This window comes from Pseudomonas retamae, assembly GCF_043496865.1.
Taxonomy (GTDB): Bacteria; Pseudomonadota; Gammaproteobacteria; order Pseudomonadales; family Pseudomonadaceae; genus Aquipseudomonas; species Aquipseudomonas retamae.
In genome coordinates this window covers 112941-139774 of the sequence record NZ_JBIEIL010000002.1, presented here as the reverse complement: position 1 = coordinate 139774, position 26834 = coordinate 112941, and the positions used below count along the sequence as shown (strand labels likewise).

Sequence of the window (26834 nt, the reverse complement as noted above, 5' to 3'; positions counted from 1 at the left end):
TTTTCCCAGTATGCGTCCGGTCATGAATCCAAAATACCCAGGGCTGTCGGTGCGTGTCGCCGACGATGGCTTTGCGCCGTATATCTGGGGCAGCGATTTCAGTTTCGAAGTTGCGGCGTATGGCGCTGCGGTGATCGGCAAGCCTGTCGAGCAATGGCAGGTGACGCCGATCGTGCCCTATCGCAAGTGTTACGGCATCGATCCCGAGGAGTTCAGCGCTTTTCACAACGCGCCTGACAGCGCGATTTTCATGGCCCATCTCGATGACGAGCCGGTCGGTCATCTGGTGATCAGCACCAACTGGAACGGTTTTGCCCACATTGACGAACTGGCGGTGCATGCACCGGCCCGGCGCCATGGAGTAGCCAAGGCATTGTTAGATGTGGCGCAGTTCTGGAGCCGCAAGAAAAAACTGCCGGGAATCATGCTCGAAACCCAGAACAACAACCTCGGCGCCTGTCGGCTGTATGAGCGTTGCGGTTACGTGATTGGCGGTATTGATCAGTTGCGCTATCGCGGTATCGACCCGAACACCGCCGAGGTGGCGTTGTTCTGGTACCGATTGTTCGATAACCCGTTGGAAAACCCGCTCAGCTCGACAACATCGCCTCGGCTTGTTCCGTGACGATCGTCAGCAGTGTCTGAATCGCCGAGGACGGCACGGCGTGTTTGAAAGTCAGCGCATACAGGCTGATCGGCACCGCCGGTGACAGCGGGCAAACGTCCAGCCCACCTGCGCGGGCGCCCAGTGCGGTGAACGGGTCGACGATGGCCAGACCTTCGCCGGCCTCGACCATGCAGCGCATCATCTGCTGGGTTTGTACGCGGGTCTGGATGCTCGGCGCCGGGCGCAGGGCTTGCAGCTTGTTTTCCAGTACCGGGCTGAGCGGATCCTGACCTTCGAGACCGATCATTGCCTGGCCGGCCAGATCCTGTAGAGAAATGTACTTCTGCTTCGGTTGCAGCCAGCCGTGCGGGGCGAGCAGTTGCAGCTTGCCCTGCGCCAGTGGCCGACAATCGATATCGGCGTGTTCAGGGTCGTGCAGGCTCAGGCCGAGATCGCTTTCACGCAGCAACAGGCTGCGAACGATATCGCGAGTGGGGGCGCTGAGCAGACTGCAAGGTGCGTCCGGCAGGCGCCGACGCAGGGCGGCAAGGCTTTGCGGCAATAATTGTTGCGCCAGCGGCGGCGTGCCGATGATGCGCAAGGGCGGGGCGAGGTATTGCTTGAGGCTGCCTGCCAGGCGTTGCACGGGTTCCAGCGCGGCATAGACGTGGGCGATTTCGACCTGCAACGCCCGTGCTTCGGCGGTCGGTTGCAGGCGCCCGCGAACACTGGCGAAGAGCATGAACCCCAGCTGACTCTCGGCTTCGCGCAAACGCTCTTCGACCTCGGTCACCGGCAACTGCAGCCATTCGGCGGCGGTGCCCAGGTGACCGGTCTGCAAGAGCGCCTGAATCACTTCGATGTGGCGTAAACGCATGCGTGAAGTCCATGTTCAGCAGGTGAGGGCGGTGCTGAATCCTACCCCAACTCTGCGCACATGAGTGCTGCTCATCACGCCGGGTTATTGAGCGGCGATCGGCTCAGGCTCACGAATCAGCGTAATACCCGATTGCACGAGCAGGTATTCGCTTTCGCTGACCTTGTTGACCCGATCGCCAATGGCCAGTCTGTAAATGGGCTCCGAGCCAGTGGATCCGTCTGCAGACGGAATCGATTCCTGGAATTCATGCACGGAATAAACGCGGCCTTCCGCATCTCTTGCATGAAACTGACCGACGAGTACTGCTGCCATCTGCTTAAAACCTCTGGAGATAAAACGCTTGATTTGCGGCTTGGTAGACCGTCATCAAGCTCGGTAAGTTTTCCTGCAGCGAAAAAATATTCCTCGCGCAGGAAAAACCAATGATCGCTGGTGAAATCGCCAACAGATCATCTATAACTAGCGACTCTTCCCACAGACCATCGAGAGTCTTACATGAGCAATGTCTACAACGTCGCCGTAGTGGTCGGTAGCCTGCGCAAAGCTTCGATCAATCGCAAGATCGCCCTGGCCCTGGCGGAGCTGGCCCCGGCGAACCTGAAACTGGAAATTGTCGAAATCGGCGATCTGCCTCTCTACAACGAAGACATCGATGACGATTCACGGCCCGAAGCCTACAGCACTTTCCGTCAGAAAGTGGCGTCATCCGACGCGGTGCTGTTTGTCACCCCTGAATACAACCGTTCGATACCTGCGCCGTTGAAGAACGCCATCGACGTCGGTTCGCGGCCGTACGGTAAGAGTTGCTGGAGCGGCAAACCGGGTGCGGTGATCAGCGTTTCCCCTGGCGCCATCGGCGGTTTTGGCGCCAATCAGCATCTGCGCCAGACCTTCGTGTTTCTCGATATTCATTGCCTGCAACAGCCGGAAGCCTATCTGGGCGGCGCGGGCAATGCCTTTGACGAGGCGGGCAAACTGAGTGAAGCGGTCAAACCGTTCCTGCAGAAATTCATCGATGCCTACGGCCAGTTCGTAGAGCAACACAAAAAATAATTTCACCGCTATCCCTGTGGGAGCGAGCAGGCTCGCTCCCACATTTGTTCATCATTTCGACCCTCTAAGGCCTCTGCGAATGCTCGCTGCGTCACTGATTTTCCTGCTGACCATCACCCTGGTGATCTGGCAACCCAAAGGCCTCGGCGTCGGCTGGAGTGCAACCCTCGGCGCGGTGCTGGCGTTGATTTTCGGTGTGGTCCACCTGAGCGACATTCCGCTGGTCTGGCAAATCATCTGGAACGCCACCGGCACCTTCGTGGCGTTGATCATCATCAGCCTGCTGCTCGATGAAGCCGGGTTCTTCGCCTGGGCCGCGCTGCACGTGGCGCGCTGGGGGCGGGGCAGCGGGCGCAAGTTGTTTGCCTTTATGGTGCTGCTCGGCGCGCTGGTATCGGCGTTGTTCGCCAACGATGGCGCGGCGCTGATCCTCACGCCGATTGTGATTTCGATGTTGCTGGCGCTGCGTTTTTCACCGGCGGCGACGCTGGCCTTCGTCATGGGCGCAGGGTTTATCGCCGACACCGCAAGCCTGCCACTGGTGGTATCGAACCTGGTCAACATTGTCTCGGCGGACTTCTTTCACATCAGCTTCAACCGTTACGCGGCGGTGATGGTCCCAGTCAACTTCGTTAGCGTGGCGGCGACGCTGGGCATGCTGCTGTGGTTTTTTCGCCGTGACATTCCGGCCGCGTACGACCCTGCGCAGCTCGAAGACCCAACGACCGCTATCCACGATAAAGCCACGTTTTACGCAGGCTGGGCGGTCTTGGCGATTCTCCTGATCGGTTGCTTTGCCCTGGAACCGCTGGGGATTCCGATCAGCGCGATTTCGGCAGTGTGCGCCGCGCTGTTGCTCGGCATTGCTGCTCGCGGGCACAGGATTTCCACGCGCAAGGTGATGAAGGAAGCGCCTTGGCAGATCGTGATTTTCTCGCTGGGCATGTATCTGGTGGTGTACGGCCTGCGCAATGCGGGGCTGACCAGCTATCTGGCCGGTTGGCTCGACGCATTCGCCGGCCATGGGGTGTGGGGCGCGGCGCTCGGTACCGGCGTGCTGACGGCGCTGCTGTCATCGATCATGAATAACCTGCCGACCGTGTTGATCGGTTTGCTGTCAATCGATGCCAGCCAGGCCAGCGGGGTGATCAAGGAAGCGATGATCTACGCCAACGTGATCGGCAGCGACCTGGGGCCGAAGATCACCCCGATCGGCAGCCTGGCGACGTTGTTGTGGCTGCACGTGCTGGAGCGTAAGGGCATTCACATTGGCTGGGGCTATTACTTCCGGGTCGGGATCGTGTTGACGGTGCCGGTGTTGCTGGTGACGTTGGCGGCTTTGGCGGTGCGTTTATCCATTTAGACCGCGTCGGCCTTTTCGCGAGCAGGCTCGCGAATTGGGTCAGCCACCGCAAATCTCAGGCTTGCCCCGGCACATTCGGCCAAAGGTCAGACACCAGAAACAACCGCTCCGCCTCTTCCCATTCGCCTTGGGCATTTTCGCTCAGGCGCACCATCAACTGCGCCGGCGCCAGTGGCGGTAGTTCCAACAGCCACAGGCGCAAAGCCTCGTCACTCCAGACCTGATCCGCCGGGTAATGCGCCGGCGCCAGCCAGGCATGGCGGGGCAGGGGTTGCCAGCGACCGGACGGGCGTTGCGCGACGAACGCCGGCCAATCCTTCTGATGCAGCCAGGTACCGCGCAAATGCTGCGGATGCGCGCCGTGCGGCGATGCAGCCTCACCGGGCCACGGATAGAGCAGATAACCGCCCAGCCATAAATGCGCGTCTAAGGTTTCGATATCCAGCGCCGCCAGCACTTCGCGGCTTTCCGCGCGCGCCGAGATCGGCAATTGATGCTCGGCCAGGTGCGCCAGTTTGCGGTCCAGCCGATCATGGCAACCGGGGCCCAGCCACTGCGCTGGATCGCCGCCGTCACCATTCTGCGGGCCGAGGTAAAGCTTGATCGCCAATTCCAGGTGATGCACGCCATCGCGGTCGCGCAGCAACATGTCCAGCTCGCCAAGGGTGTGGCCTTCGCGGCGGATCGGCAGGTTGGCGGTAATCAGGTCGATGCCGGGGGCATGCTCCACCGCAAACTGCCACAGCCGCTCGTAATACAGGCCCAGCCGCCGGGTCCGCGCCCGCGACAGCCATTGCAGCAAGCCGTAACTGTCACGGTCGAGCTGGCGCAGCCAGTGTTCGAGGCGCTGCGGGTCCCGCACCCAGTCGCTGCCTGCCAGCGGATGACGCTGCGGCCACGGCGTGACGGCGAGCATCGGCGGGGCGAGGATCACCCACGCCAGATCCCGCACTTCGGGATGGCGCAACTGGTGAGGTAACTGGAGCAAATCGGGAAACAGGATCATCTTGCGAGCATAGCCTGAATCATGAGCGCCCTTGAGGCTGAAAGGATTTTGTCTATCGCGGGCTTTCGCCCATAATCGGGTTTTCGCGTTTTCGATTGTCCGCAGAGGTCCCATGGAGCAATTTCGTAATATCGGCATCATCGGTCGCCTGGGCAGTTCCCAGGTGCTGGATACCGTCCGCCGACTGAAACGCTTTCTGCTTGATCGGCACCTGCATGTGATCCTCGAAGACACCATTGCCGAAGTCCTGCCCGGGCACGGCCTGCAAACGTCGTCGCGCAAGATGCTCGGCGAAGTCTGTGACATGGTCATCGTCGTCGGCGGCGACGGCAGCTTGCTCGGCGCCGCACGGGCGCTGGCCAGGCACAATATTCCGGTGCTGGGCATCAACCGCGGCAGCCTCGGTTTTCTCACCGATATTCGCCCGGACGAGCTGGAAATCAAGGTCGCCGAAGTGCTCGACGGCCATTATCTGGTGGAAAACCGCTTCCTGCTGCAAGCCGAAGTCCGCCGCCACGCCGAGGCCATCGGCCAGGGCGACGCGCTCAACGACGTGGTGCTGCACCCGGGCAAATCGACGCGGATGATCGAGTTCGAGCTGTACATCGACGGCCAGTTCGTCTGCAGCCAGAAGGCCGATGGCCTGATCGTCGCGACGCCGACCGGCTCCACTGCCTACGCGTTGTCCGCCGGCGGGCCGATCATGCATCCCAAGCTCGACGCTATTGTGATTGTGCCGATGTACCCCCATACCTTGTCGGGACGGCCAATCGTGGTCGATGGCAACAGTGAGCTGAAAATCGTCGTGTCCAAAGATATGCAGATCTACCCGCAAGTCTCCTGCGACGGCCAGAACCATTTCACCTGCGCGCCGGGTGACACCATCACCGTCAGCAAGAAAGCGCAGAAACTGCGGCTGATCCACCCCCTCGATCACAACTACTACGAAGTCTGCCGCACCAAGCTCGGCTGGGGCAGCAAGCTGGGCGGTGGAGGCGACTGATGCTCGATCCCGCGCGCAGTTACGACCTGATCGGTGACGTGCACGGATGCGCCTTGACCCTCGAACACTTGCTTGACCGTCTCGGTTACCACAAGCAGGGCGGGGTCTGGCGGCATCCGTCGCGCATGGCCGTGTTCGTCGGCGACATCATCGACCGTGGCCCGCGGATTCGCGAAGCGCTGCACATCGTGCATGACATGGTCGAAGCCGGGCAGGCCTTGTGCATCATGGGCAACCACGAATTCAACGCCCTCGGCTGGAGCACCCCGGCGCCACCGGGCAGCGGCAAGCAGTTCGTCCGTGAACACACCAAGCGCCATGCACGCCTGCTGCATGAGACGCTGACGCAATTCGAAGACCATCCAGGCGACTGGCATGACTTTCAGCAGTGGTTCTACGAGTTGCCGTTGTTCGTCGATGCCGGGCGCTTCCGGGTTGTGCACGCTTGCTGGGATGCCGGATTGATCGAGCCGTTGCGTGGTCTGTTCCCCGATGGCTGCATTGATGAGCACTTTCTGCAGGCCTCGGCCGTGCCCGGCAGCTTTGCCTGCACGGTGTTCGACCGCTTGCTGCGCGGCACCGACATGCGTCTGCCCGGCGGCCTGACCATGACCAGCGGCGACGGTCTGGTGCGGTCGTTCTTCCGCACCAAGTTCTGGGAAGACGACCCGAAAACCTACGGCGACATCGTCTTCCAGCCCGATGCCTTGCCGGAGCCGGTAGCGCAGACGCCGCTGAGCTCCACGGAAAAGAATTCCCTGCTGCGCTACGGTGTCGATGAGCCCTTGCTGTTCGTCGGCCACTACTGGCGCAGCGGCAAACCGGCGCCGATCCGCCCGAACCTCGCGTGCCTGGATTACAGCGCGGTGCTTTACGGCAAGCTGGTGGCCTATCGTCTGGATCAGGAAACACACCTGGATCCGCAAAAATTCGTCTGGGTCGATGTCGAGCGGCCGGAGGTGCTGCAATGAGTGCGGTAGCGGTATTGCGCCTGCCGTTGGCGGTGGACCTGAGCGGTTTCGTCAAACTGCTGCAACGCATGCAGGTGCCGCATCGGGTCAGCGAAGAGGCGGGCGAGCAGGTGCTGTGGGCGCCAGCGGAAATCAGCGACGACGTGCGCTCGCTGTACGAGCGCTTCCCGGCCGGCGATCCCGACCAGCAGCTGGACCTTCCCGTGGGCCAGACCTTCAAACGCCCAGGCTTCGCCGAACAACTGAAACACGCCAAGGCCACCGGGTTGATCCTGCTGCTGAGCCTGATCGTTGGCGGTCTGACCTTCCTCGGCGAAAACCTCGAAACGCTGCGCTGGCTGACCTTTCTCGATTTTCGGGTGATCGGCGAGTACATCCATTTCACTCCGTTGGCCGATAGCCTGGCGGCAGGGCAGTGGTGGCGGCTGATCACGCCGATGCTGATCCACTTCGGCATCCTGCACCTGGCCATGAACGGTATGTGGTACTGGGAACTGGGCCGGCGCATCGAATCGCGCCAGGGCAGCATCAACCTGATCGGCCTGACGCTGCTGTTCAGTCTGGTGTCCAACTACGCGCAGTTTGTCTGGAGCGGCCCGACCTTGTTCGGTGGCCTGTCCGGCGTGCTTTACGGCTTGCTCGGGCACTGCTGGATTTTCCAGTTGTTGGCGCCGAATCCAGCCTATCGTCTGCCGCGTGGCGTGCTGGCGATGATGCTGATCTGGCTGGTGGTGTGCATGTCCGGGCTGATCTCGTTGATCGGTTTCGGCCAGATCGCCAACGCCGCGCACCTGAGCGGGTTACTCATCGGATGCTTTACCGGTTTGTTGGGCGGTTTGTATAACCGCCGTAAACTGGCCGTCTGAATTTTTAGCGAATCGAAGAGCACGGAGACCCCTGATGTCCTCTTTTAACGACATGATCAGCAACATCACCCCGGACATCTACGAGAGCCTGAAACTGGCCGTGGAAATCGGCAAGTGGTCCGACGGTAACAAACTCACCGCCGAACAGCGTGAGCTGTCGTTGCAGGCGATGATCGCCTGGGAAATCCAGAACCTGCCGGAAGACCAGCGCACCGGTTACATGGGCCCGCAGGAATGTGCGTCGAAATCGATCGAAGTGCCGAACATCCTGTTCAAGTCGGATGCCATCCATTGATCGAGATTGGCCGCGGTGCAATCAGCAAAATGTCGGCGCGCCTGGACGGGTCGAACGTGCAATACGCGTTTCGTCTGGACGACGTCGAGGTGCCGGTCAATCCGTTGATCGGCAGCACGGTGCGTCTGGAATACCTGGGGGCGATCCACTGCACCCATTGCGGGCGCAAGACCAAAACCAGTTTCAGTCAGGGTTATTGCTACCCGTGCATGACCAGACTGGCGCAATGCGACCTGTGCATCATGAGCCCGGAGCACTGCCACTTTGATGCGGGCACCTGTCGCGATCCGGCGTGGGGCGAGCAGTTCTGCATGACCGACCATGTGGTGTACCTGGCCAATTCGTCAGGCATCAAGGTTGGCATCACCCGTGCAACGCAGCTGCCGACCCGCTGGCTCGATCAGGGCGCCAGTCAGGCGTTACCGATCATGCGCGTCTCGACACGCCAGCAGTCAGGGTTCGTTGAAGACCTGTTCCGCAGCCAGGTGGCGGACAAGACCAACTGGCGCGCGCTGCTCAAGGGCGACGCGGCGGCGGTGGATCTGGCGCAGGTGCGCGATCAGTTGTTCGAAAGCTGCGCCGAAGGCCTGCAAGGTTTGCAGCAGCGATTTGGCCTACAGGCGATTCAGACGATTGCCGATGTCGAACCGCTGGAAATCCGCTATCCGGTCGAGCAATACCCGGCGAAAATCGTCAGCTTCAACCTGGACAAGAACCCGATTGCCGAAGGCACGCTGCTGGGGATCAAGGGCCAGTACCTGATTTTCGACACCGGCGTGATCAACATTCGTAAATACACGGCTTACCAGCTCGCCGTGCATCAATAAGGATTCCAGCATGCGCACCGAACAACCGAAGATGATTTACCTCAAGGACTATCAGGCGCCCGAGTACCTGATCGACGAAACGCACCTGACCTTCGAGTTGTTCGAGGACCACAGTCTGGTCCACGCGCAACTGGTGATGCGCCGCAACCCCGAGCGTGGCCCGGGCCTGCCGCCGCTGGTGCTCGACGGCCAGCAGCTTGAACTGCTTTCGGTGACCCTGGCCGACCAGGAGCTGAGCGCTGCTGACTATCAAGTCTCCGACAGCCACCTGACCCTGCAGCCGGGCAGCGACAGCTTCACCCTCGACACCAGCGTCCGGATTCACCCGGAAACCAACACCGCGCTGGAAGGCCTGTACAAGTCCGGCACGATGTTCTGCACCCAGTGCGAGGCCGAAGGCTTCCGCAAGATCACCTATTACCTCGACCGCCCGGACGTGATGAGCAAGTTCACCACCACCGTGGTCGCCGAACAGCACAGCTACCCGGTGCTGCTCTCCAACGGCAACCCGATCGCCTCGGGCCCGGGCGAAGACGGCCGGCACTGGGCGACCTGGGAAGACCCGTTCAAGAAACCGGCCTACCTGTTCGCGCTGGTCGCCGGTGACTTGTGGTGCGTCGAAGACACCTTCACCACCATGAGCCAGCGCAACGTCGCGCTGCGCATCTATGTCGAGCCGGAAAACATCGACAAGTGCCAGCACGCGATGAACAGCTTGAAGAAGTCGATGCGCTGGGACGAAGAGGTCTACGGTCGCGAGTACGATCTGGACATCTTCATGATCGTCGCGGTCAACGATTTCAACATGGGCGCGATGGAGAACAAGGGTCTCAACATCTTCAACTCGAGTGCCGTGCTGGCTCGCGCCGAAACCGCAACCGACGCCGCGCATCAGCGGGTCGAGGCTATCGTCGCCCACGAATATTTCCACAACTGGTCGGGCAACCGCGTGACCTGCCGCGACTGGTTCCAGCTGTCGCTCAAGGAAGGTTTTACGGTGTTCCGTGACGCCGGTTTCTCCTCGGACATGAACTCGGCGACGGTCAAGCGCATTCAGGACGTGGCTTACCTGCGCACCCACCAGTTCGCCGAAGATGCCGGCCCGATGGCCCACGCCGTGCGCCCGGACAGCTTCATCGAGATTTCCAACTTCTACACCCTGACCGTGTACGAAAAGGGCTCGGAAGTGGTCGGCATGCTCCACACTCTGCTGGGCGCCGAAGGCTTCCGCAAAGGCAGCGATCTGTACTTCGAGCGTCACGACGGGCAAGCGGTGACCTGCGATGACTTCGTCAAGGCCATGGAAGACGCCAACGGTGTCGACCTGACGCAATTCAAGCGCTGGTACAGCCAGGCCGGCACTCCGCGTCTGGCGGTCAGCGAGTCGTACGACGCTGCGGCGAAAACCTACAGCCTGACCTTCCGTCAGAGCTGCCCGGAAACCCCGGATAAAGTCGAGAAGCTGCCGTTCGTGATTCCGGTCGAACTCGGTCTGCTCGACAGCCAGGGCAACGAAGTGGCGCTGCGTCTGGCCGGTGAAGCCTCGGCGCAAGGCACCACACGGGTGATCTCGGTGACCGAGGCCGAGCAGACCTTTACCTTTGTCGACATCGCCGAACAACCGCTGCCATCGCTGCTGCGCGGCTTCTCGGCGCCGGTAAAGCTGAGCTTCCCGTACAACCGCGATCAATTGATGTTCCTCATGCAGCACGACAGCGACGGCTTCAACCGCTGGGATGCCGGCCAGCAGCTGGCGGTGCAGGTGTTGCAAGAGCTGATCGGCCAGCAGCAGAAGGGCGAGGCCATGGTCCTCGACCCACGCCTGACCTCGGCGCTGCGCACGGTGCTGTCCGACGAGTCGCTGGATCAGGCGATGGTCGCCGAGATGCTTTCGCTGCCGGGCGAGGCCTACCTCACCGAAATCAGCGAAGTGGCCGACGTCGAGGCGATCCACAACGCCCGCGAGTTCGCCCGCAAGCAACTGGCAGAAGGGTTGTTCGAAGCGCTGTGGCTGCGTTATCAGGCCAACCGCGACCTGTCGAAGCAAACGCCGTACGTGGCCGAAGCCGAGCATTTTGCTCGTCGCGCCCTGCAGAACATCGCGCTGTCGTATCTGATGCTCAGCGGCAAGCCGGAAGTACTGGCGGCGGCGCTGGAGCAGTTCGAGAACGCCGACAACATGACCGAGCGCCTGACCGCGCTGGCCGTGCTGGTCAACTCGCCGTTCGAAGAGCAGAAAGCCCTGGCGCTGGCCAGTTTTGCCGAGCACTTCAAGGACAATCCGCTGGTCATGGATCAGTGGTTCAGCGTGCAGGCCGGCAGCACCTTGCCGGGCGGACTGGCACGGGTCAAAGCGTTGATGCAGCACCCGGCCTTCAACATCAAGAACCCGAACAAGGTCCGCGCGCTGATCGGTGCGTTTGCCGGGCAGAACCTGATCAACTTCCACGCGGCGGACGGCAGCGGCTATCGCTTCCTCGCCGATCTGGTGATCGAGCTGAACGGCTTCAACCCGCAAATCGCCTCGCGCCAACTGGCACCGCTGACCCGCTGGCGCAAATACGATGCCGCGCGTCAGGCGTTGATGAAGGCCGAGCTGGAGCGGATTCTCGCGTCCGGGGCATTGTCCAGTGATGTGTATGAAGTGGTGAGCAAGAGCCTGGCTTGAGGGCATCCTCGAGTCGGTTTTGCGGCCTTGAAAAAAGGTCACCTCAGCCCGACGCTGAGGTGACCCGAGGGTGAATGCGGTCCAATTGTAGGAGTGAGTCAGGAAAATCAGTGCGAGCCGGCAGCCTTGTTCAGGTCGCTTTCGGTCCATTCGGTGTAGACGCAGGCATCCGTGGTGGCCCAGCGCACGTGCACCGGGTCGCCGGCCTTGAGCGGCATGCCGGCGGCTGACAAGGCTTTCACCGTCATTGAGGTTCCGCCTGCGGTGACCACGCTGCAGGTCTGGCTTTCGCCGAGGAACAGCACTTCCACCACGGTCGCTGACACCTCGTTCCAGCCCGACGGCAGCGGTTCGCGGGTTGCCTGTTGCACGCTCAACGCCAAGGCCTTTTCCGGCCGCACCATCAGCAACACATCCTGATCAGTCTGCAACCCGGCCGTCAGCCGGATCGACAACGGCTGCCCCTCGAAACTCGCCGCCGCATTGCCCTGCGCCTTGAGCTTGAGAAAGTTCGAGTTGCCGAGGAATGAAGCCACAAAGGCGTTCGGCGGATTCTGATACAGGTCATAACCGCTGCCCAGGCCGACAATCTTGCCGTGACTGAAAATCGCGATGCGCTGCGACAAACGCATGGCTTCTTCCTGATCGTGAGTCACGTAGACGATGGTGATGCCCAGGCGCCGATGCAGTTGGCGCAGTTCGTCCTGCAGATCCTCGCGCAGTTTTTTGTCCAGCGCACCGAGCGGTTCGTCCATCAGCAGGATGCGTGGTTCGTAAACCAGCGCACGGGCGATGGCCACACGCTGCTGCTGGCCGCCGGACAATTGCGAAGGGCGGCGATGGGCGAACTGTTCCAGTTGCACCAGTTTCAGCATGGCGTCGACGCGTTTGTTGCGCTCGGCCGCTGCCAGTTTGCGAATCGCCAGAGGGAAGGCGATGTTGTCGCGCACCGACAGATGCGGGAACAGCGAATAGCGCTGGAAGACCATGCCGATGTCGCGCTTGTGCGGCGGCACATTGACCAGCGATTGGCCGTTGACGAGGATCTCGCCGCTGCTCGGTGTTTCGAAGCCGGCGAGCATCGACAGCGTCGTACTTTTGCCCGAGCCGCTGGAGCCGAGGAAGGTCAGGAATTCACCGTCCTTGATGTCCAGCGAGATGTTGTCGACGGCGGCAAAGTCGCCGTAGTGCTTGTTCAGGTTGCGCAGGCTGACCAGGGGTTTGTCGTTCTGCTGGGAGGCGTCTTTGATCACGGCACTCATGTCGTACTCCTCGGCGCTCAGGCGCTGATTTCGTTGCGCCGGCGCAGGGCGGCGGCGATCACCATGACCAATACCGACAGGCCGATCAGCAGCGTCGAAGCGACGGCGATCACCGGGGTCAGGTCCTGGCGCAAAGTGGTCCACATTTTCACGGGAAGGGTTTGCAGAGTCGGGCTTGCCATCATCACGCTGAGCACCACTTCGTCCCACGAGACGAGGAAGGCGAAGAGGGCGCCGGCGACCATGCCCGGACGAATCGCCGGGAACGTCACCTTGAACACCGCTTGCAGACGCGAGGCGCCGCAGATCACCGCCGCGTCTTCAATCGACTGATCGAACAGCTTCAACGAGTTGATGATCGAGATGATGGTGAACGGCAGTGCGACGATCACATGGCTGACGACGAAGGCGAACATCGTCCCGGTGTAGCCGAGTTTGAGAAACAGCGCGTACACCGCCACGGCAATAATCACCAGCGGCACAATCATCGGCAGGGTGAACAGGCCGTAAAGCATTTCGCGACCGGGGAAGCGTCCGCGCACCAGCGCAAACGCGGTCGGCAAACCGAGAGCCACGGCGCAAATCGTGGTCAGCACGGCGACCTTGAGGCTGGCCGCAGCGGCGCTCATCCAGTCGGGGTTGGAGAAGAACTGGCCGTACCATTTCAGCGTCCAGCCCGGTGGCGGAAACACCAGCCACTGCGAGGAACCGAACGACAGCAGCACGATGAACACGATCGGCAACAGCAGGAACAGACCGATCAGCCCGGTGGTGGCGTACAAGCCGAAACGCATGCGCCGGCTCATGGCATTGGGAGTCAGGAGCATGTCGGCTTACCTCGCGTTGCTGGCGCCAACCGGGGATTCCGGCTGAAGCTTCAGGTAGAAGTAGAACAGCACCAAAGTGATCGCGATCAGCAACGCGGCGCCGGCACTGGCCAGGCCCCAGTTGAGGAACGATTGCACCTGCTGAATGATGAACTCCGGCAGCATCATGTTCTGCGCACCGCCGAGCAGCGCCGGGGTGACGTAGTAACCGAGCGACATCACGAACACCATCAAGCCACCGGAGGCCAGACCTGGCCGACACAGCGGCAGGAACACCCGGAAGAAGTTGGTCCACGGGCTCGCGCCGCAGATCGAGCCGGCCTGCAGGATCATCGGGTCGATGGCTTGCATGGTCGCCTGCAACGGCAGCACGATGAACGGGATCATGATGTAGCTCATGCCGATCACCACGCCGGTGAGGTTGTGCACCATTTCCAGCGGCTGATCGCTGATGCCCATGGCCATCAGCGCCTTGTTGATCACGCCCGAGGCTTGCAGCAACACCAGCCACGAATAGGTGCGGGCGAGCAGGCTGGTCCACATCGACAACAGCACGATGTTGAGAATCCAGCGCCCCCAGCCGCGCGGAACGAGGGTGATCGCCCAGGCCAGCGGAAAGCCCAGCAGCAGGCTGAACAACGTCACCAGCCCGGCCACCGAGAAGGTGTTGAGCAACACCCGCGCATACGCCGAGTTGGCGAACAGTTGTTCATAGTTGCCAAGGCCTGGCGTTGGTTCGAGCACGCCGCGCAACAACAGGCCAATCAACGGTGCGAGAAAGAACAGGCCGAGGAACAACAGCGCCGGGGCGAGGTTGCCGGCGCCGCGCCAGCGTTGTCTGAGGGACGGGGCTTGCTGCATCGCAACCGCCTGGGTTCCGTGGGCCGAACCGGCAGCGCCGAGGGCGCTCCCGGTGGCAGTGGAGGGACGGGGCGCGGTGGCCGCCATTTTCATTTGACCAGCCATTCGTTCCACCGTGTCGCGATGGCCGGACCGTTCTTGGCCCAGTACGCGAAATCAAGAGTGATCTGATCCTTGGCGTAGGCAGTCGGCAGGTTGGGGGCCAGCGTCGAATCCAGACGCTCCACACTGTCGAGGTTGACCGGCGCGTAGGCGGTCAGGTTGGAGAAGTCGGCCTGGCCTTTGGCGCTGCTGGCGTTGGCCAGGAACTTCATCGCCGCGTCCTTGTTTTTCGCGCCTTTTGGAATGACCAGAATGTCGGCCATGACCAGGTTCTGCTTCCAGCTCACGCCGACCGGGGCGCCGTCTTCCTGCAGGGCGTGCACGCGACCGTTCCAGAACTGGCCCATGCTCGCTTCACCGGAGGCCAGCAGTTGCTGCGACTGCGCGCCGCCGCCCCACCAGACGATGTCTTTCTTGATGGTGTCGAGTTTCTTGAAAGCGCGATCCAGATCCAGCGGGTAGAGCTTGTCGGCGGCGACGCCATCGGCCAGCAGCGCCAGTTCGAGCACGCCGGGGCTTGGCCATTTGTACAGGGCGCGTTTGCCGGGGTAGGTCTTGGTGTCGAACAGGGCGCTCCAATCCTGCGGCTTGTTGGCACCGAGCTTGCCTTCGTTGTAGCCGAGGACAAAGGAGAAGAAGAACGAGCCGACGCCGTGATCGTTGACGAAGCGCGGGTCGATCTTGTCGCGCTGGATCACTTTGAAATCGAGAGGTTCGAGCAGGCCTTCAGCAGCGGCACGCAGGGCGAAGTCGGCTTCGACATCGACCACGTCCCACTGCACGTTGCCGCTCTCGACCATGGCTTTGAGTTTGCCGTAATCGGTCGGCCCGTCCTGGACGACGGTGATGCCGCTGGCCTTGCTGAACGGATCGGCCCAGGCCTGTTTCTGCGCATCCTGGGTGCTACCGCCCCAGCTGACGAAGTTGACGCTTTCGGCAGCCATTGCAGCCTGGCCGGTGACGCTGAGCAGTCCCGCAAAAAGAATTGCGGTTGCAGCTTTGTTCAACACCATTTTTACGCCCTCATTGTTGTGTTTATTGAGCGGGCTTGCGTTGTTGCCCGCCTGACGGGAGCAGTAGCTGGACGTTCGTTGGAGTGTCCGGTCTATGGAATATCATATTATGGTATTCCAAACTTTGTGCAAGCACTTTGCCTTACCGGTTATCTGGCGAAACCGTTTTTTGTGCCTCAGGAAATCATTGCTTGAAATACAAAACCCCTGTGGAAGCGAGCCTGCTCGCGAAAGCGCCGGTTCATGCAACATTGATGTCGACTGACAGGGCGCCTTCGCGAGCAGGCTCGCTCCCACAGGGAAATGTGGTTGCTGTGGGTTATTCAGTGAACGGAATACTCTCGACCACCTCAAGGTCATACCCGGTCAACCCCGCATATTTCAACGGCGGCCCCAGATGCCGCAGCTTGCCCACCCCGAGGTTCTGCAGAATCTGCGCTCCGGTGCCGACCTCCGAATAAATCCGCGACTGCGAGCGGCTGAACTGTCGCGGTGGCTGGGTCAGTTGCGGCACGCGCTCAAGCAAGGCCTGTGACGACTCATGGTTGGCCAGCACCACGACCACCCCGTGACCTTCGGCAGCGACCCGTTGCAGCGCCGCCCACAGCGTCCAGTTCTTCGGCCCGCTGTATTCGGCACCGACCAGATCACGCAACGGATCGATCACATGCACGCGCACCAGGGTCGGTTCGTCGCGGCGCAGATCGCCCATGACCATCGCCATGTGCACGCCGCCCTCGATGCGGTCTTCAAAGGTGATCAAGCGGAAGGTGCCGTGTACCGTCGGCAACTCACGTTCACCGATGCGTTCGATGGTGTGTTCGGTGCTCAGGCGATAGTGGATCAGGTCGGCGATGGTGCCGATCTTGATCCCGTGCTTGCGTGCGAACAGTTCCAGATCCGGACGCCGGGCCATGGTGCCGTCGTCGTTCATCACCTCGACGATCACCGAAGCCGGGGTGAAACCGGCGAGTCGCGCCAGGTCGCAGCCGGCTTCAGTGTGGCCGGCGCGGGTCAGCACGCCACCTTCCTTGGCGCGCAGCGGGAAGATATGGCCGGGCTGCACCAGATCCTCGGCACGGGCATTCGCTGCGACGGCGGCGGCGACAGTGCAGGCGCGATCGGCCGCGGAAATGCCGGTGGTCACGCCGACCGCTGCTTCGATCGACACGGTAAACGCGGTGCTGAACACGCTGCCGTTGCTCGGGACCATTTGCTCCAGGCCCAAACGCTGGCAATGTTCATCGGTCAGGGTCAGGCAGATCAGCCCGCGCGCTTCGCGGGCCATGAAGCTGATCGCCTCGGGCGTGCAGCGGTCGGCGGCCAGCAACAGGTCGCCTTCGTTCTCGCGGTCTTCGTCATCGACCAGCAAAACCATTTTGCCAAGGCGATAATCGTCGATGATTTCTTCGATGCTGTTGAAGGCCATGCTGGACTCTCAGGGTTCGTTGGAAATATATTGGTATACCATAATACAAAATCAACAAAGAGGTCACTATGAAGGCGTACTGGATTGCTCACGTGGATATAGCCGATGCCGAACACTACAGCCAATACACCCAGCGCACGCCGCAGGCGATTGCCGCGTTCGGCGGCGTATTTCTCGCCAGAGGCGGGCGCAGCGAGGCGATGGAAGGGCGCGAAACGCCGCAACGCACGGTGATCATCGAGTTCGAGAGCTATGAGCAAGCCGTGGCGTGCTACCGCTCGGCGGCGTATCAGGAGGCGAGAAGCTATCGCGAGGAGTGGGCGAGGGCGGAGATCATTATCGTTGAGGCCTTTACCCCAAATTAAGCAGCACCACAAAACCCCTGTGGGAGCGAGCCCGCTCGCGAAAGCGTCGTTTCAGGCGACACATATGCAGAATGATCGACCGCTTTCGCGAGCAGGCTCGCTCCCACAGGTTCGGTGTATAGCCAAATGTCAGCGCATGAAGTGAATTTTGCCGCTGTCGTCATTGCCCATGTAAATCCCGTAGACGCCAGCCTGGCGCTCTTCGATATAGCGCTCGAGAATCTGCCGGATTGCCGGGTAGTAGATCTGTTCCCAGGGGATGTCTTCAGGGGCGAAGAATTTGTAGTCCAGCGTCTCCGGCCCATACTGCCCGGTAATCTCCAGGGCGATGGCGCGGAAGATGATGTACACCTCGCTGATCTTCGGCACGCTGAAAATCGAATATGGCGAGACGATCTCGGCGCGCACGCCGCTTTCTTCCCAGACTTCGCGCAACGCCGCCTGCTCGGTGGTCTCAAAGCTTTCCATGAAACCGGCCGGCAGCGTCCAGGTGCCCGGGCGCGGCGGGATCGCCCGTTGGCACAAGAGGTATTTGCCATCCTGCTCGATGATGCAGCCGGCGATGATCTTCGGATTGACGTAATGGATGTAGCCGCAGCCGCGGCACATCAGGCGCTCGTGCGTATCGCCCGCCGGTATCTGCTGACCAAGGTCAGGGCCACCGCATTTCGGGCAATAGCTCGGGCTGAACATATCAGTGACCTATACGCGGTTCTTTCAGCGCGATCGGCAGGGTGATCGCCGGGGTGCCTTTGACGGCAACGCCAGTTTCTTCCTGCTTGCGCTTGAGGTAGTCGAGGGCCACGGCCGCCGCCGCGCGGACGTGATCGACGCACGCCTGATGCGCCGCCAGCGGATCGCCGCTCTTGATCGCCGCGACCATTTTTTCCATTTCGTGGTTACTGGCGCCGCGACGGTTTTCCTGCGACACCGAGGTCGCGCGCAAATAGCTGATACGCGCCTGCAACTGGCGCAGTTGGGTGGCGGCGACATGGTTGCCCGAACCTTCGAGCAGCACGTCGTAGAAACCCTGCACCGAGTCGATCACCTGTTGCAGCTCGCCGTCCTTCAACGCCTTGCGGTTGTCGTCGAGGGCTTTTTCCAGGGCTTTGATGTCCTTGGCCTTGGCGCGCAGGGTAAACAGCTGAACGATCAGGCCTTCGAGCACGCAGCGCAGTTCGTAGATGTCGACGGCATCGGCGAGGGTGATGATCGCCACGCGCGGGCCCTTGGCGTCGGCGAATTCGACCAGGCCTTCGGATTCAAGATGACGCAAGGCTTCGCGCACCGAAGTGCGGCTGACGCCGAGGCGATCACACAGGTCGCGTTCGACCAGACGATCGCCTGGCATGAGCTGGAAATTCATGATCGCGCTACGCAGTTTGTCCAGCACGATTTCGCGCAGGGTAACGGGGTTGCGATTGACCTTGAAGCTGTCGTCGAGTGGCTGGCGTTTCATGGGGTCCGCTCTTGAGCTTGGCTGTCCATGCCAGACGGGCATCTAAACAGCCGAGGGGTTAACTGGAGGCCTCGGCGTCGGCTTCGGCAAAGGCTTCACGGGCCAGCCGGAAACTGTCCACGGCTGCCGGAACGCCGCAATAAATGCCGACCTGAAGCAGAATTTCGCGTATTTGCTCACGACTCAGGCCGTTACGCAAGGCGCCACGCACATGCAGCTTGAGTTCGTGCGGACGGTTGAGCGCCGAGATCATCGCCAGGTTGATCATGCTGCGCTCCTTGAGCGACAGACCCTCACGCCCCCAGACATGGCCCCAGCAGTACTCGGTGACCATTTCCTGCAGCGGACGGGTGAAGTCATCGGCGTTGTCGATCGAGCGCTGCACATAGGCTTCGCCGAGCACCTGAGTGCGGATTTTCAGGCCCTTCTCATACTTCTCATTACTCATAAATCCTCCTCACTCCACTATCCCCTGTGGGAGCGAGCCTGCTCGCGAAAGCGGTCGATCATTCAACAATTGCATCGACTGACACTACGCTTTCGCGAGCAGGCTCGCTCCCACATTGGCAATCGGGTCTGGCTGTCAGGCCAGGGTCGGCAGGGGGCCCAGCTTGCCCTTGTGGTAAATCATCGGCGTCACTGGCTGCTCGGGCAGGATCAGGTGCTTTACTGCGCCGACGATGATCGCGTGATCGCCGCCGTCGTATTCCCGCCACAACTCGCACTCGATGATCGCCGTGGCCTTGGCGAGGATCGGGTTGCCCAGATCGCTCAGGTGCCACTCGATGTCTTTGGCCTTGTCTTTACCCTTGCCGGCGAACGCATAGGCTTCGGCGGTTTGTTCGGCAGAGAGCAAGTGAATGGCGAACTTCTTGCTGTCGCGCAGCACCGGGTACGTGTCGGAAGCGTAGTTGGGGCAGAACAACACCAGCGCCGGGTCGATCGACAGCGCGCTGAAGGCGCTGGCGGTAATGCCGACGATGCCGCCGTCCGGGTCCAGCGTCGTCACCACCGTGACGCCGGACGGGAACGAGCTCATGACGTCTTTGTAAATGCCGGGTTCGATCATTTCGCAGGACTCCTAGCGCATCACAAACGGATCAGGCATTGGCGCCTGAGAAAGGTTGATCCACACCGTTTTCAGTTCGGTGTAGGCCAGCACCGAATCGATGCCGCTTTCGCGTCCATAGCCACTGTTCTTGAAGCCCCCAATCGGCGCCATCGCCGACACCGCGCGGTAGGTGTTGACCCAGATGATCCCGGAGCGCACATCGCGCGCCAGACGATGGGCGCGGCCCAGATCGCGGGTCCAGATGCCGGCGGCAAGGCCGAACTGCGAGTCGTTGGCGATCGCCAGCGCTTCGGCTTCATCCTTGAAACGGATCACCGACGCCACCGGACCGAAGACTTCTTCCTGCATGATCTTCATCGAGTTGCGGTCGCACTCGAACAGCGTCGGCTCGTAGAACCAGCCTTCGCCGACATCAGTCGGACGCTTGCCGCCGGTGCGCAAACGCGCGCCTTCAGCGATGGCATCGGCGACCAGACCTTCGACTACCGCCAGTTGTTGCGCGGTGGCCATCGGGCCCATCTCGCTGTGGTCTTCCTGGGGGTTGCCGATGCGGATGCGCTGGGCACGCTCGACCAGGCGGTTGACGAACTCGTCGTAGATTTCGTCCTGCACCAGCAAGCGCGAACCGGATACGCAACTCTGCCCGGACGCCGCGTAGATCCCGGCAATCGCGCCGTTGATCGCGCTGTCCAGATCAGCGTCGGCGAAGATGATGTTCGGCGACTTGCCGCCCAGTTCCAGCGACAGCTTGGCGAAGTTCTCGGCACTGCTGCGCACGACATGCCGTGCCGTCGCCGCGCCGCCGGTGAAGGCGATCTTGCGGATCAGCGGATGGCGGGTGAGGGCGGCGCCTGTGCTCGGGCCGTAACCGGTGACGACGTTGACCACGCCTGGGGGAATCCCGGCTTCGAGGGCCAGCCGCGCCAGCTCGAGAATTGTCGCGGAAGCATGCTCGGACGGCTTGATCACAATGGTGTTGCCGGCGGCGAGCGCCGGGGCCAGTTTGATTGCGGTCAGGTAAAGCGGGCTGTTCCACGGAATGATCGCCGCGACCACACCCATCGCTTCGTGCACGGTGTAGGCAAACAGGTCGGGCTTGTCCAGCGGCAGGGTGCCGCCTTCAAGCTTGTCGGCGAGGCCGGCGGTGTAGTGGAAGAACTCCGGCAGATAGCCGACCTGACCACGGGTTTCGCGAATCAGCTTGCCATTGTCGCGGCTTTCCAGCTGCGCCAGTTGTTCCTTGTTTTCGGCGATCAGGTCACCGAGGCGGCGCAACAGCTTGCCCCGTGCGGTGGCCGTCAGACCGCGCCAGGCCGGGCTGTCGAACGCGGCTTGCGCGGCTTGCACGGCGCGTTCGACGTCGGCCTCATCGGCGTCCGGCAGTTCGGCCCAGGCTTGCGCCGATGCCGGGTTGAGGCTTTCGAAGGTCTTGCCGGAGAGGGCGTCGACCCACTCTCCGCCGATGCACATCTGGAAGCGTGCGAGTGTCATGCAACGATCCCCTTTATATGGTTTTGTCGGGAGTGTGCGAATTGCAGAAATTGCAGCAAGGTCTGGTTGACCAGGCGCGGTGACTCTACCGGCATCATATGCCGTTGCTCGGGGAGCACGGCAACCTTCGCACCGGGGATGCGCCGGGCCAGTTGCTCGGCCATTTGCGGGGTCGAACCGGGGTCCAGCTCGCCGGTGGCGATCAGCGTCGGTGCGCTAATCGTGCCGAGGTCTTCGGCACGGTACATGTCCTGGGTGGCGAACAATTCGTAAGTGGTCAGGTAACCCTGCGGGTCGTTGTTGGCCAGGGTCTGGCGCAGCGCGGCGATCTGCGCCGGGTTGGCTGCCTGATACTCACGGCTGAACCAGCGTGACAGTGCCGCTTCGGCGTTGGCGTCCGGGCCGTGTTCAGCAGCCTGCGCGGTGCGTGCGATGACGCCGGCGCGCTGTTCTTCGCTGCGGTTGAACACGCTGTTGAGCACCACCAGGCTTTGCAGGCGTTCCGGGTAGTGCAGGGCAAACGCCCGCGCCACCAGCCCGCCCATGGAGAAGCCGATTACTGCGGCCTGCGGCAGGTTCAGGTGATCGAGCAGCTCGAGCAACTGATCGGCGTAACCGAGCAGGTCGGTGCCGCTGGCCGGCCGCGGACTGGCGCCGTGGCCGAGCATGTCGTAGGCGATCACCTGATAGTCGCTGGACAGGCCAACGATCTGGCCGCCCCACATTTCTTTGTTCAGGCCCACGCCGTGGATCAAGACCACGGGCTGGCCTTGGCCGGTCGCCAGGTAACTGGTGCCAGCCGGGGTGAGTTCAGCGGTGAGCCGAATCATGGAGCGCTCCTGCAATGCCTTTTTATTGTGATTACTGGGCTTTTTCGGCGGCCAGTTCTTCCAGATCGATGTAGCGGTTGCCGATGCGCGGGTGCAGACGACCACCGTCGGCGCAGCCCAGCACCACAACGATTTCGTCGGCACGCGGGGCGTCTTCGATCTGCATTTCCAGGGTGATGTAGTGCGAACGCTGACCTTCGTCGTCCTTGTGCATCATCGGGATCTGGATCGAGGTGCCCGGGCCGCCGCGCTTGTTGGTGAAGCTCAGGTAGCTTTTGGCGTTGACCGCTTCGCGGTAGTGGTTGCCGAAGCGCAGCGTGTGAATCACCGCGGAGGCGTGTTCGATCTCGCCATCAGCGCCGACCACCGCGGCTTTGCCGTAGGCCTCGATCTTCTGCGCACCACCGATGATGCCGACCAGACGCTCGACCATCAGCGCGCCGAGGTCGGAGCAGTTGGCGCGGATCTGCGGCTTGAGGTCTTCGACAAAACCGTTGCCCACCCAAGGGTTCTTCATCACCACGGCGAGGCCGACCATGGTCACAGGCTTATCGGTGGCTTTGCCGCCTTCGATAAAGGTTTCTTCGACATAGCTGACGATCTTGCGGATTTCGAAACTCATGAGCTGCTCCGTAGGGGGATTGAGAGTGTCTGTGCGTCTGATGGTATACCATAATACCGATCACGCAAGTCCCCTCACGCACTTTTGCCGCATCACCCCGGCGAATGGTCGTCTATCACCGATCCTTCAAACACCCCAAAACCCTGTGGGAGCGAGCCTGCTCGCGAAGGCGGCGCCACAGTCACCGTTTTCATTGGCTGACCCACCGCTTTCGCGAGCAGGCTCGCTCCCACAGGGGAATTTCTTTATTACAGCGAGCTGTTAACGGTTAACAAAAGATAACGTGGCGCCGATTGTCAGACGTTTCGAAAGCCCGATAGGATGAGCCAGCTTCCGAAGGGGCTCTGGATGGCGGGTTTCAGGACTATGCTTCTGATCAGCCATCATCGCAGCACCCTTGCGGCGCCCTTGAAGGCCTGATGGCCCAACAATAATAAATAGGGGAAGGTCTATGAGTCGTTGCCGCCCGCCGGCGTTGCGCAACACCGCGTTGCTGGTCACAGCACTCTCTCTGCTGGGTTTTGCCACCCTATCGGCGCCCGTCATCGCCGCCGAGGCACCTGCCGACGTGGTGTATGCCACCGAATCGGCAAAAGCCGCGAAAAGCCTGATTCTCGATGTGGTCCACGCCGGCACGCGCCTGGTCGCGGTTGGCGACCGTGGGCACATTCTTTATTCCGATGACCAGGGCAAAACCTGGACCCAGGCCAAAGTGCCGACCCGGCAACTGCTCACTGCGGTGTATTTCGTCGACGACAAGCACGGCTGGGCGGTCGGCCATGACGCACAGATCCTCGCCAGCGCAGACGGCGGTCTGACCTGGACCAAGCAATTCGAAGACCTCAAACGTGAATCGCCGCTGCTCGACGTCTGGTTCAAGGACGCCAACAGCGGCTTTGCCGTGGGCGCCTACGGCACGCTGCTGGCAACCACCGACGGCGGCAAGGACTGGCAAGACGTCAGCGACCGCCTCGACAACGAAGACCAGTTCCACCTCAACGCCATCGCTGCCGTAAAAGACGCCGGGCTGTTCATCGTCGGCGAGTCGGGCAGCATGTTCCGCTCGGCCGATGATGGCCAGACCTGGGAAAAACTCGAAGGCCCGTACGAAGGCTCGCTGTTTGGTGTGATCGGCACGGCGCAAGCGCAGACCCTGCTGGCTTACGGCTTGCGCGGCAATCTTTACCGCTCCACCGACTTCGGCAGCAACTGGGAGCAGGTCGAATTGAAGGCCGCGCGCGGTGCGCTGGAGTTCGGCCTGTCCGGCGGCACGCTGCTCGAAGACGGCTCGATCGTCATTGTCGGCAACGGCGGTTCGGTGATCAGCAGCAGCGATAACGGCGAGACCTTCAGCGTGTTCAACCGCCCGGATCGCATCTCGCTGTCGTCGGTCGCTGCTGCCGGCGACGGCAATCTGATTCTGAGCGGGCAGGGCGGTGTACACCTCACCCAGCCGAACGGTGCCGAGACCAATAACAAGAAGGCGGGCCTATGACTTCCTTGATCACTCCCCAGCAGGAAAAGGCGACGGTTCTCGAACGCCTGATTTTCAACAACCGCCCAGCCGTGATTCTGATCTGTCTGGTGGTGAGCGTCTTTCTGTTCTGGCAGGCCACGCTGATCCGGCCGTCGACCAGTTTCGAAAAAATGATCCCGCTGCAGCATCCCTTCATCGAAAAGATGATGGAGCACCGCAACGACCTGGCGAACCTCGGCAACACCGTGCGTATTTCGGTGGAAGCTACCGACGGTGACATCTTCTCCAAGGAGTACATGGAGACCCTGCGGCAGATCAACGACGAGGTGTTCTACATCTCCGGCGTCGACCGCTCCGGGCTGAAGTCGCTGTGGAGCCCGAGCGTACGCTGGACCGAAGTGACCGAAGAGGGCTTCGCCGGCGGTGAAGTGATCCCGCAGAGCTACAACGGCTCGCAGGACAGCCTCGATCTGCTGCGCAACAACGTGCTCAAGTCCGGCCAGGTCGGGCGACTGGTGGCCAACGATTTCAAGTCGAGCATCGTCGACATCCCGTTGCTCGAGTCGTATCCCGACCCGCAGGATCAGGGCAAGTTGCTGGCGCTGGATTACCGCCAGTTTTCCCATGAGCTCGAAGACAAGATCCGCAACAAGTTCGAAGCGCAGAATCCCAACGTCAAGATCCACATCGTCGGTTTCGCCAAGAAGGTCGGCGACCTGATCGATGGTCTGGTGATGGTGGTGCTGTTCTTCGGCGTCGCGTTCGTCATCACCCTGATCCTGCTGCTGTGGTTCACCAACTGCGTGCGCAGCACCATCGCAGTGCTGAGTACGACGCTGGTGGCGGTGGTCTGGCAGCTCGGCTTGATGCACTTCTTCGGATTTGGCCTCGATCCGTATTCGATGCTGGTGCCGTTCCTGATCTTCGCCATTGGCATTTCCCATGGCGTGCAGAAAATCAACGGTATCGCCCTGCAATCCAGCGAGGCCGATAACGCGCTGACGGCTGCGCGCCGCACCTTCCGGCAGTTGTTCCTGCCGGGGATGATTGCGATTCTCGCCGATGCGGTGGGCTTCATCACGCTGCTTATCATCGACATCGGCGTGATCCGTGAACTGGCGATCGGTGCGTCCATCGGTGTGGCGGTGATCGTCTTCACCAACCTGATCCTGCTGCCTGTGGCGATTTCCTATGTCGGCATCAGCAAGCGCGCGATCGCCAAGAGCAAGAAAGATGCGAACCGTGAACATCCGTTCTGGCGCCTGCTGTCGAACTTCGCCAATCCGAAAGTTGCGCGTATCTCGGTGGTGCTGGCGCTGATCGCTTTCGGCGGCGGCCTCTGGTACAGCCAGAACCTGAAAATCGGCGACCTCGACCAAGGCGCGCCGGAACTGCGCCCGGACTCGCGCTACAACAAGGACAACAACTTCATCATCAGCAACTACTCGACCAGCTCCGACGTGCTGGTGGTGATGGTCAAGACCAAGGCTGAAGGCTGCTCGCGCTACGAAGCCATGGCGCCAATCGATCAGTTGATGTGGAAGATGCAGAACACCGAGGGCGTGCAGTCGGCGATCTCGCTGGTGACCGTGTCCAAGCAGATGATCAAGGGCATGAACGAGGGCAACCTGAAATGGGAAACCCTGTCGCGCAACCCGGACGTGCTGAATAACTCCATCGCCCGCGCCGACGGTCTGTACAACAACAGTTGCTCGCTGGCGCCGGTGCTGGTGTTCCTCAACGATCACAAGGCTGAAACCCTCGATCGTGCGGTGAACGCGGTGCAGGAATTCGCCAAGGAGAACAACAAGGACGGCCTCGAATTCATCCTCGCCGCCGGTAACGCCGGGATCGAAGCAGCGACCAACGAAGTCATCAAACAGGCTGAGCTGACCATCCTGATTCTGGTGTACATCTGCGTCGCGGTGATGTGCATGATCACCTTCCGCTCGTGGGCAGCCACCCTGTGCATCGTCCTGCCGCTGGTGCTGACCTCGGTCCTCGGCAACGCGCTGATGGCGTTCATGGGCATCGGCGTGAAAGTTGCGACGTTGCCGGTGGTGGCGCTGGGGGTGGGGATTGGCGTGGACTACGGCATCTACATCTACAGCCGTCTGGAAAGTTTCCTGCGGGCCGGGCTGCCGTTGCAGGAAGCCTATTACCAGACCTTGAAATCCACCGGTAAAGCCGTGCTGTTCACCGGCCTGTGCCTGGCGATCGGCGTGTGTACCTGGATCTTCTCGGCGATCAAGTTCCAGGCTGACATGGGGCTGATGCTGACCTTCATGTTGTTGTGGAACATGTTTGGCGCACTGTGGCTGTTGCCGGCGCTGGCGAAGTTCCTGATCAAGCCGGAGAAGCTGGCGGGGCAGAAGGGCAATTCGTTGTTCGCGCATTGATCTGAGTGGCTGAAACGACAAAGCCGCAACCTTTGGGGGTTGCGGCTTTTTTGTGGGTCAAGATCAAGATCAACAGCCCCTCACCC

At 61.3% G+C, this 26834-nt stretch carries 27 protein-coding genes; 12 read left to right on the top strand and 15 right to left on the bottom strand.

The genetic code is table 11. The features are described from left to right. The first annotated feature begins 10 nt into the window (after positions 1–10). Positions 11–625, top strand: coding sequence for a GNAT family N-acetyltransferase (locus tag ACGSLL_RS03720; RefSeq protein ID WP_203421734.1), 615 nt, complete (start codon positions 11–13; stop codon positions 623–625). Here ACGSLL_RS03720 and ACGSLL_RS03715 read toward each other — a convergent pair. Both ACGSLL_RS03715 and ACGSLL_RS03710 read right to left on the bottom strand, forming a co-directional pair. Beyond that, positions 591–1484: a LysR substrate-binding domain-containing protein gene (locus tag ACGSLL_RS03715; RefSeq protein ID WP_394503298.1), complete on the bottom strand. Its 894-nt coding sequence runs from the start codon at positions 1482–1484 to the stop codon at positions 591–593. The genes ACGSLL_RS03720 and ACGSLL_RS03715 overlap by 35 nt on opposite strands. Before the next feature lie 84 nt (positions 1485–1568). Beyond that, positions 1569–1799: a hypothetical protein gene (locus ACGSLL_RS03710; protein ID WP_394503296.1), complete on the bottom strand. Its 231-nt coding sequence runs from the start codon at positions 1797–1799 to the stop codon at positions 1569–1571. Between the two features lie 183 nt (positions 1800–1982). On the opposite strand from ACGSLL_RS03710, the gene ACGSLL_RS03705 reads away from it, so the two are divergent. Together ACGSLL_RS03705 and ACGSLL_RS03700 are read left to right on the top strand one after the other, a co-directional pair. Next, a complete protein-coding gene (locus tag ACGSLL_RS03705) occupies positions 1983–2540 on the top strand; it encodes an NADPH-dependent FMN reductase (RefSeq protein WP_394503294.1) in 558 nt (185 codons plus the stop codon). A gap of 79 nt (positions 2541–2619) precedes the next feature. Then, positions 2620–3903: an arsenic transporter gene (locus tag ACGSLL_RS03700; protein WP_394503292.1), complete on the top strand. Its 1284-nt coding sequence runs from the start codon at positions 2620–2622 to the stop codon at positions 3901–3903. Positions 3904–3958: 55 nt separating this feature from the next. On the opposite strand, the gene ACGSLL_RS03695 is transcribed toward ACGSLL_RS03700, so the two are convergent. Beyond that, positions 3959–4909, bottom strand: coding sequence for a DUF1853 family protein (locus ACGSLL_RS03695; RefSeq protein ID WP_394503290.1), 951 nt, complete (start codon positions 4907–4909; stop codon positions 3959–3961). Positions 4910–5021: 112 nt separating this feature from the next. Here ACGSLL_RS03695 and ACGSLL_RS03690 point away from each other — a divergent pair, with 112 nt between their 5' ends. Genes ACGSLL_RS03690 through pepN form a run of 6 tightly spaced genes read left to right on the top strand, consistent with a single transcriptional unit; the run spans position 5022 to position 11539 of the window. Continuing rightward, a complete protein-coding gene (locus tag ACGSLL_RS03690) occupies positions 5022–5912 on the top strand; it encodes an NAD(+) kinase (protein WP_047528343.1) in 891 nt (296 codons plus the stop codon). After that, positions 5912–6883, top strand: coding sequence for a metallophosphoesterase (locus tag ACGSLL_RS03685; RefSeq protein WP_394503287.1), 972 nt, complete (start codon positions 5912–5914; stop codon positions 6881–6883). Before ACGSLL_RS03690 ends, ACGSLL_RS03685 begins: the two co-directional genes overlap by 1 nt. After that, positions 6880–7749: a rhomboid family intramembrane serine protease gene (locus ACGSLL_RS03680; protein ID WP_394503285.1), complete on the top strand. Its 870-nt coding sequence runs from the start codon at positions 6880–6882 to the stop codon at positions 7747–7749. Before ACGSLL_RS03685 ends, ACGSLL_RS03680 begins: the two co-directional genes overlap by 4 nt. A 34-nt stretch (positions 7750–7783) precedes the next feature. Further along, positions 7784–8044, top strand: a complete 261-nt coding sequence (locus ACGSLL_RS03675) for a YeaC family protein (RefSeq protein ID WP_042609561.1) — start codon at positions 7784–7786, stop codon at positions 8042–8044. Beyond that, positions 8041–8871: a DUF2797 domain-containing protein gene (locus tag ACGSLL_RS03670; RefSeq protein ID WP_394503283.1), complete on the top strand. Its 831-nt coding sequence runs from the start codon at positions 8041–8043 to the stop codon at positions 8869–8871. Before ACGSLL_RS03675 ends, ACGSLL_RS03670 begins: the two co-directional genes overlap by 4 nt. A gap of 10 nt (positions 8872–8881) precedes the next feature. Continuing rightward, the gene (pepN, locus tag ACGSLL_RS03665) at positions 8882–11539 is read left to right on the top strand and encodes an aminopeptidase N (RefSeq protein ID WP_394503281.1); all 2658 of its coding nucleotides are present in this window, start codon (positions 8882–8884) and stop codon (positions 11537–11539) included. A 107-nt stretch (positions 11540–11646) separates the two neighbouring features. Here pepN and ACGSLL_RS03660 read toward each other — a convergent pair whose 3' ends face one another. From ACGSLL_RS03660 to ribBA, 5 genes are all read right to left on the bottom strand, one after another. After that, on the bottom strand, positions 11647–12801 hold the full coding sequence (locus tag ACGSLL_RS03660) for an ABC transporter ATP-binding protein (protein ID WP_394503279.1): 1155 nt from the start codon (positions 12799–12801) through the stop codon (positions 11647–11649). 17 nt (positions 12802–12818) lie between these two features. Then, positions 12819–13628, bottom strand: coding sequence for an ABC transporter permease (locus ACGSLL_RS03655; RefSeq protein WP_008088090.1), 810 nt, complete (start codon positions 13626–13628; stop codon positions 12819–12821). A gap of 6 nt (positions 13629–13634) precedes the next feature. Then, on the bottom strand, positions 13635–14582 hold the full coding sequence (locus ACGSLL_RS03650; RefSeq protein WP_394503801.1) for an ABC transporter permease: 948 nt from the start codon (positions 14580–14582) through the stop codon (positions 13635–13637). Further along, entirely contained in the window at positions 14579–15604 is a 1026-nt protein-coding gene (locus ACGSLL_RS03645; RefSeq protein WP_258449535.1) for an ABC transporter substrate-binding protein, read from the bottom strand. The genes ACGSLL_RS03650 and ACGSLL_RS03645 overlap by 4 nt, the downstream gene beginning before the upstream one ends. Positions 15605–15923: 319 nt before the next feature. After that, positions 15924–17033 (bottom strand): bifunctional 3,4-dihydroxy-2-butanone-4-phosphate synthase/GTP cyclohydrolase II, encoded by a 1110-nt coding sequence (gene ribBA / locus ACGSLL_RS03640; protein WP_332767162.1) that lies wholly within the window; start codon positions 17031–17033, stop codon positions 15924–15926. Between the two features lie 68 nt (positions 17034–17101). Here ribBA and ACGSLL_RS03635 point away from each other — a divergent pair, with 68 nt between their 5' ends. Continuing rightward, on the top strand, positions 17102–17398 hold the full coding sequence (locus tag ACGSLL_RS03635; protein WP_394503276.1) for a DUF1330 domain-containing protein: 297 nt from the start codon (positions 17102–17104) through the stop codon (positions 17396–17398). A gap of 129 nt (positions 17399–17527) precedes the next feature. On the opposite strand, the gene ACGSLL_RS03630 is transcribed toward ACGSLL_RS03635, so the two are convergent. The 7 genes from ACGSLL_RS03630 to ACGSLL_RS03600 form a co-directional block, all read right to left on the bottom strand. Continuing rightward, positions 17528–18091, bottom strand: coding sequence for an NUDIX hydrolase (locus tag ACGSLL_RS03630; protein WP_203421747.1), 564 nt, complete (start codon positions 18089–18091; stop codon positions 17528–17530). A 1-nt stretch (position 18092) separates the two neighbouring features. Beyond that, complete coding sequence (locus ACGSLL_RS03625; RefSeq protein WP_394503273.1) at positions 18093–18857, bottom strand: GntR family transcriptional regulator; 765 nt, start codon at positions 18855–18857, stop codon at positions 18093–18095. 58 nt (positions 18858–18915) lie between these two features. Next, positions 18916–19305: a carboxymuconolactone decarboxylase family protein gene (locus ACGSLL_RS03620; RefSeq protein ID WP_027613073.1), complete on the bottom strand. Its 390-nt coding sequence runs from the start codon at positions 19303–19305 to the stop codon at positions 18916–18918. Between the two features lie 135 nt (positions 19306–19440). Then, on the bottom strand, positions 19441–19926 hold the full coding sequence (locus tag ACGSLL_RS03615; protein ID WP_203421748.1) for a flavin reductase family protein: 486 nt from the start codon (positions 19924–19926) through the stop codon (positions 19441–19443). Positions 19927–19938: 12 nt separating this feature from the next. Further along, positions 19939–21420, bottom strand: coding sequence for an aldehyde dehydrogenase (locus ACGSLL_RS03610; protein ID WP_394503270.1), 1482 nt, complete (start codon positions 21418–21420; stop codon positions 19939–19941). Continuing rightward, positions 21417–22250, bottom strand: a complete 834-nt coding sequence (locus tag ACGSLL_RS03605; RefSeq protein ID WP_394503268.1) for an alpha/beta fold hydrolase — start codon at positions 22248–22250, stop codon at positions 21417–21419. Before ACGSLL_RS03605 ends, ACGSLL_RS03610 begins: the two co-directional genes overlap by 4 nt. 31 nt (positions 22251–22281) lie before the next feature. Next, positions 22282–22872 carry an amino acid synthesis family protein gene (locus ACGSLL_RS03600; RefSeq protein WP_258449530.1) on the bottom strand — a complete coding sequence of 197 codons (591 nt, stop codon included), beginning with the start codon at positions 22870–22872 and terminating at the stop codon, positions 22282–22284. A gap of 451 nt (positions 22873–23323) precedes the next feature. On the opposite strand from ACGSLL_RS03600, the gene ACGSLL_RS03595 reads away from it, so the two are divergent. Continuing rightward, positions 23324–24367, top strand: a complete 1044-nt coding sequence (locus ACGSLL_RS03595; protein WP_394503266.1) for a WD40/YVTN/BNR-like repeat-containing protein — start codon at positions 23324–23326, stop codon at positions 24365–24367. Further along, positions 24364–26748 (top strand): efflux RND transporter permease subunit, encoded by a 2385-nt coding sequence (locus tag ACGSLL_RS03590; protein WP_208937739.1) that lies wholly within the window; start codon positions 24364–24366, stop codon positions 26746–26748. The genes ACGSLL_RS03595 and ACGSLL_RS03590 overlap by 4 nt, the downstream gene beginning before the upstream one ends. Positions 26749–26834: the final 86 nt, after the last annotated feature.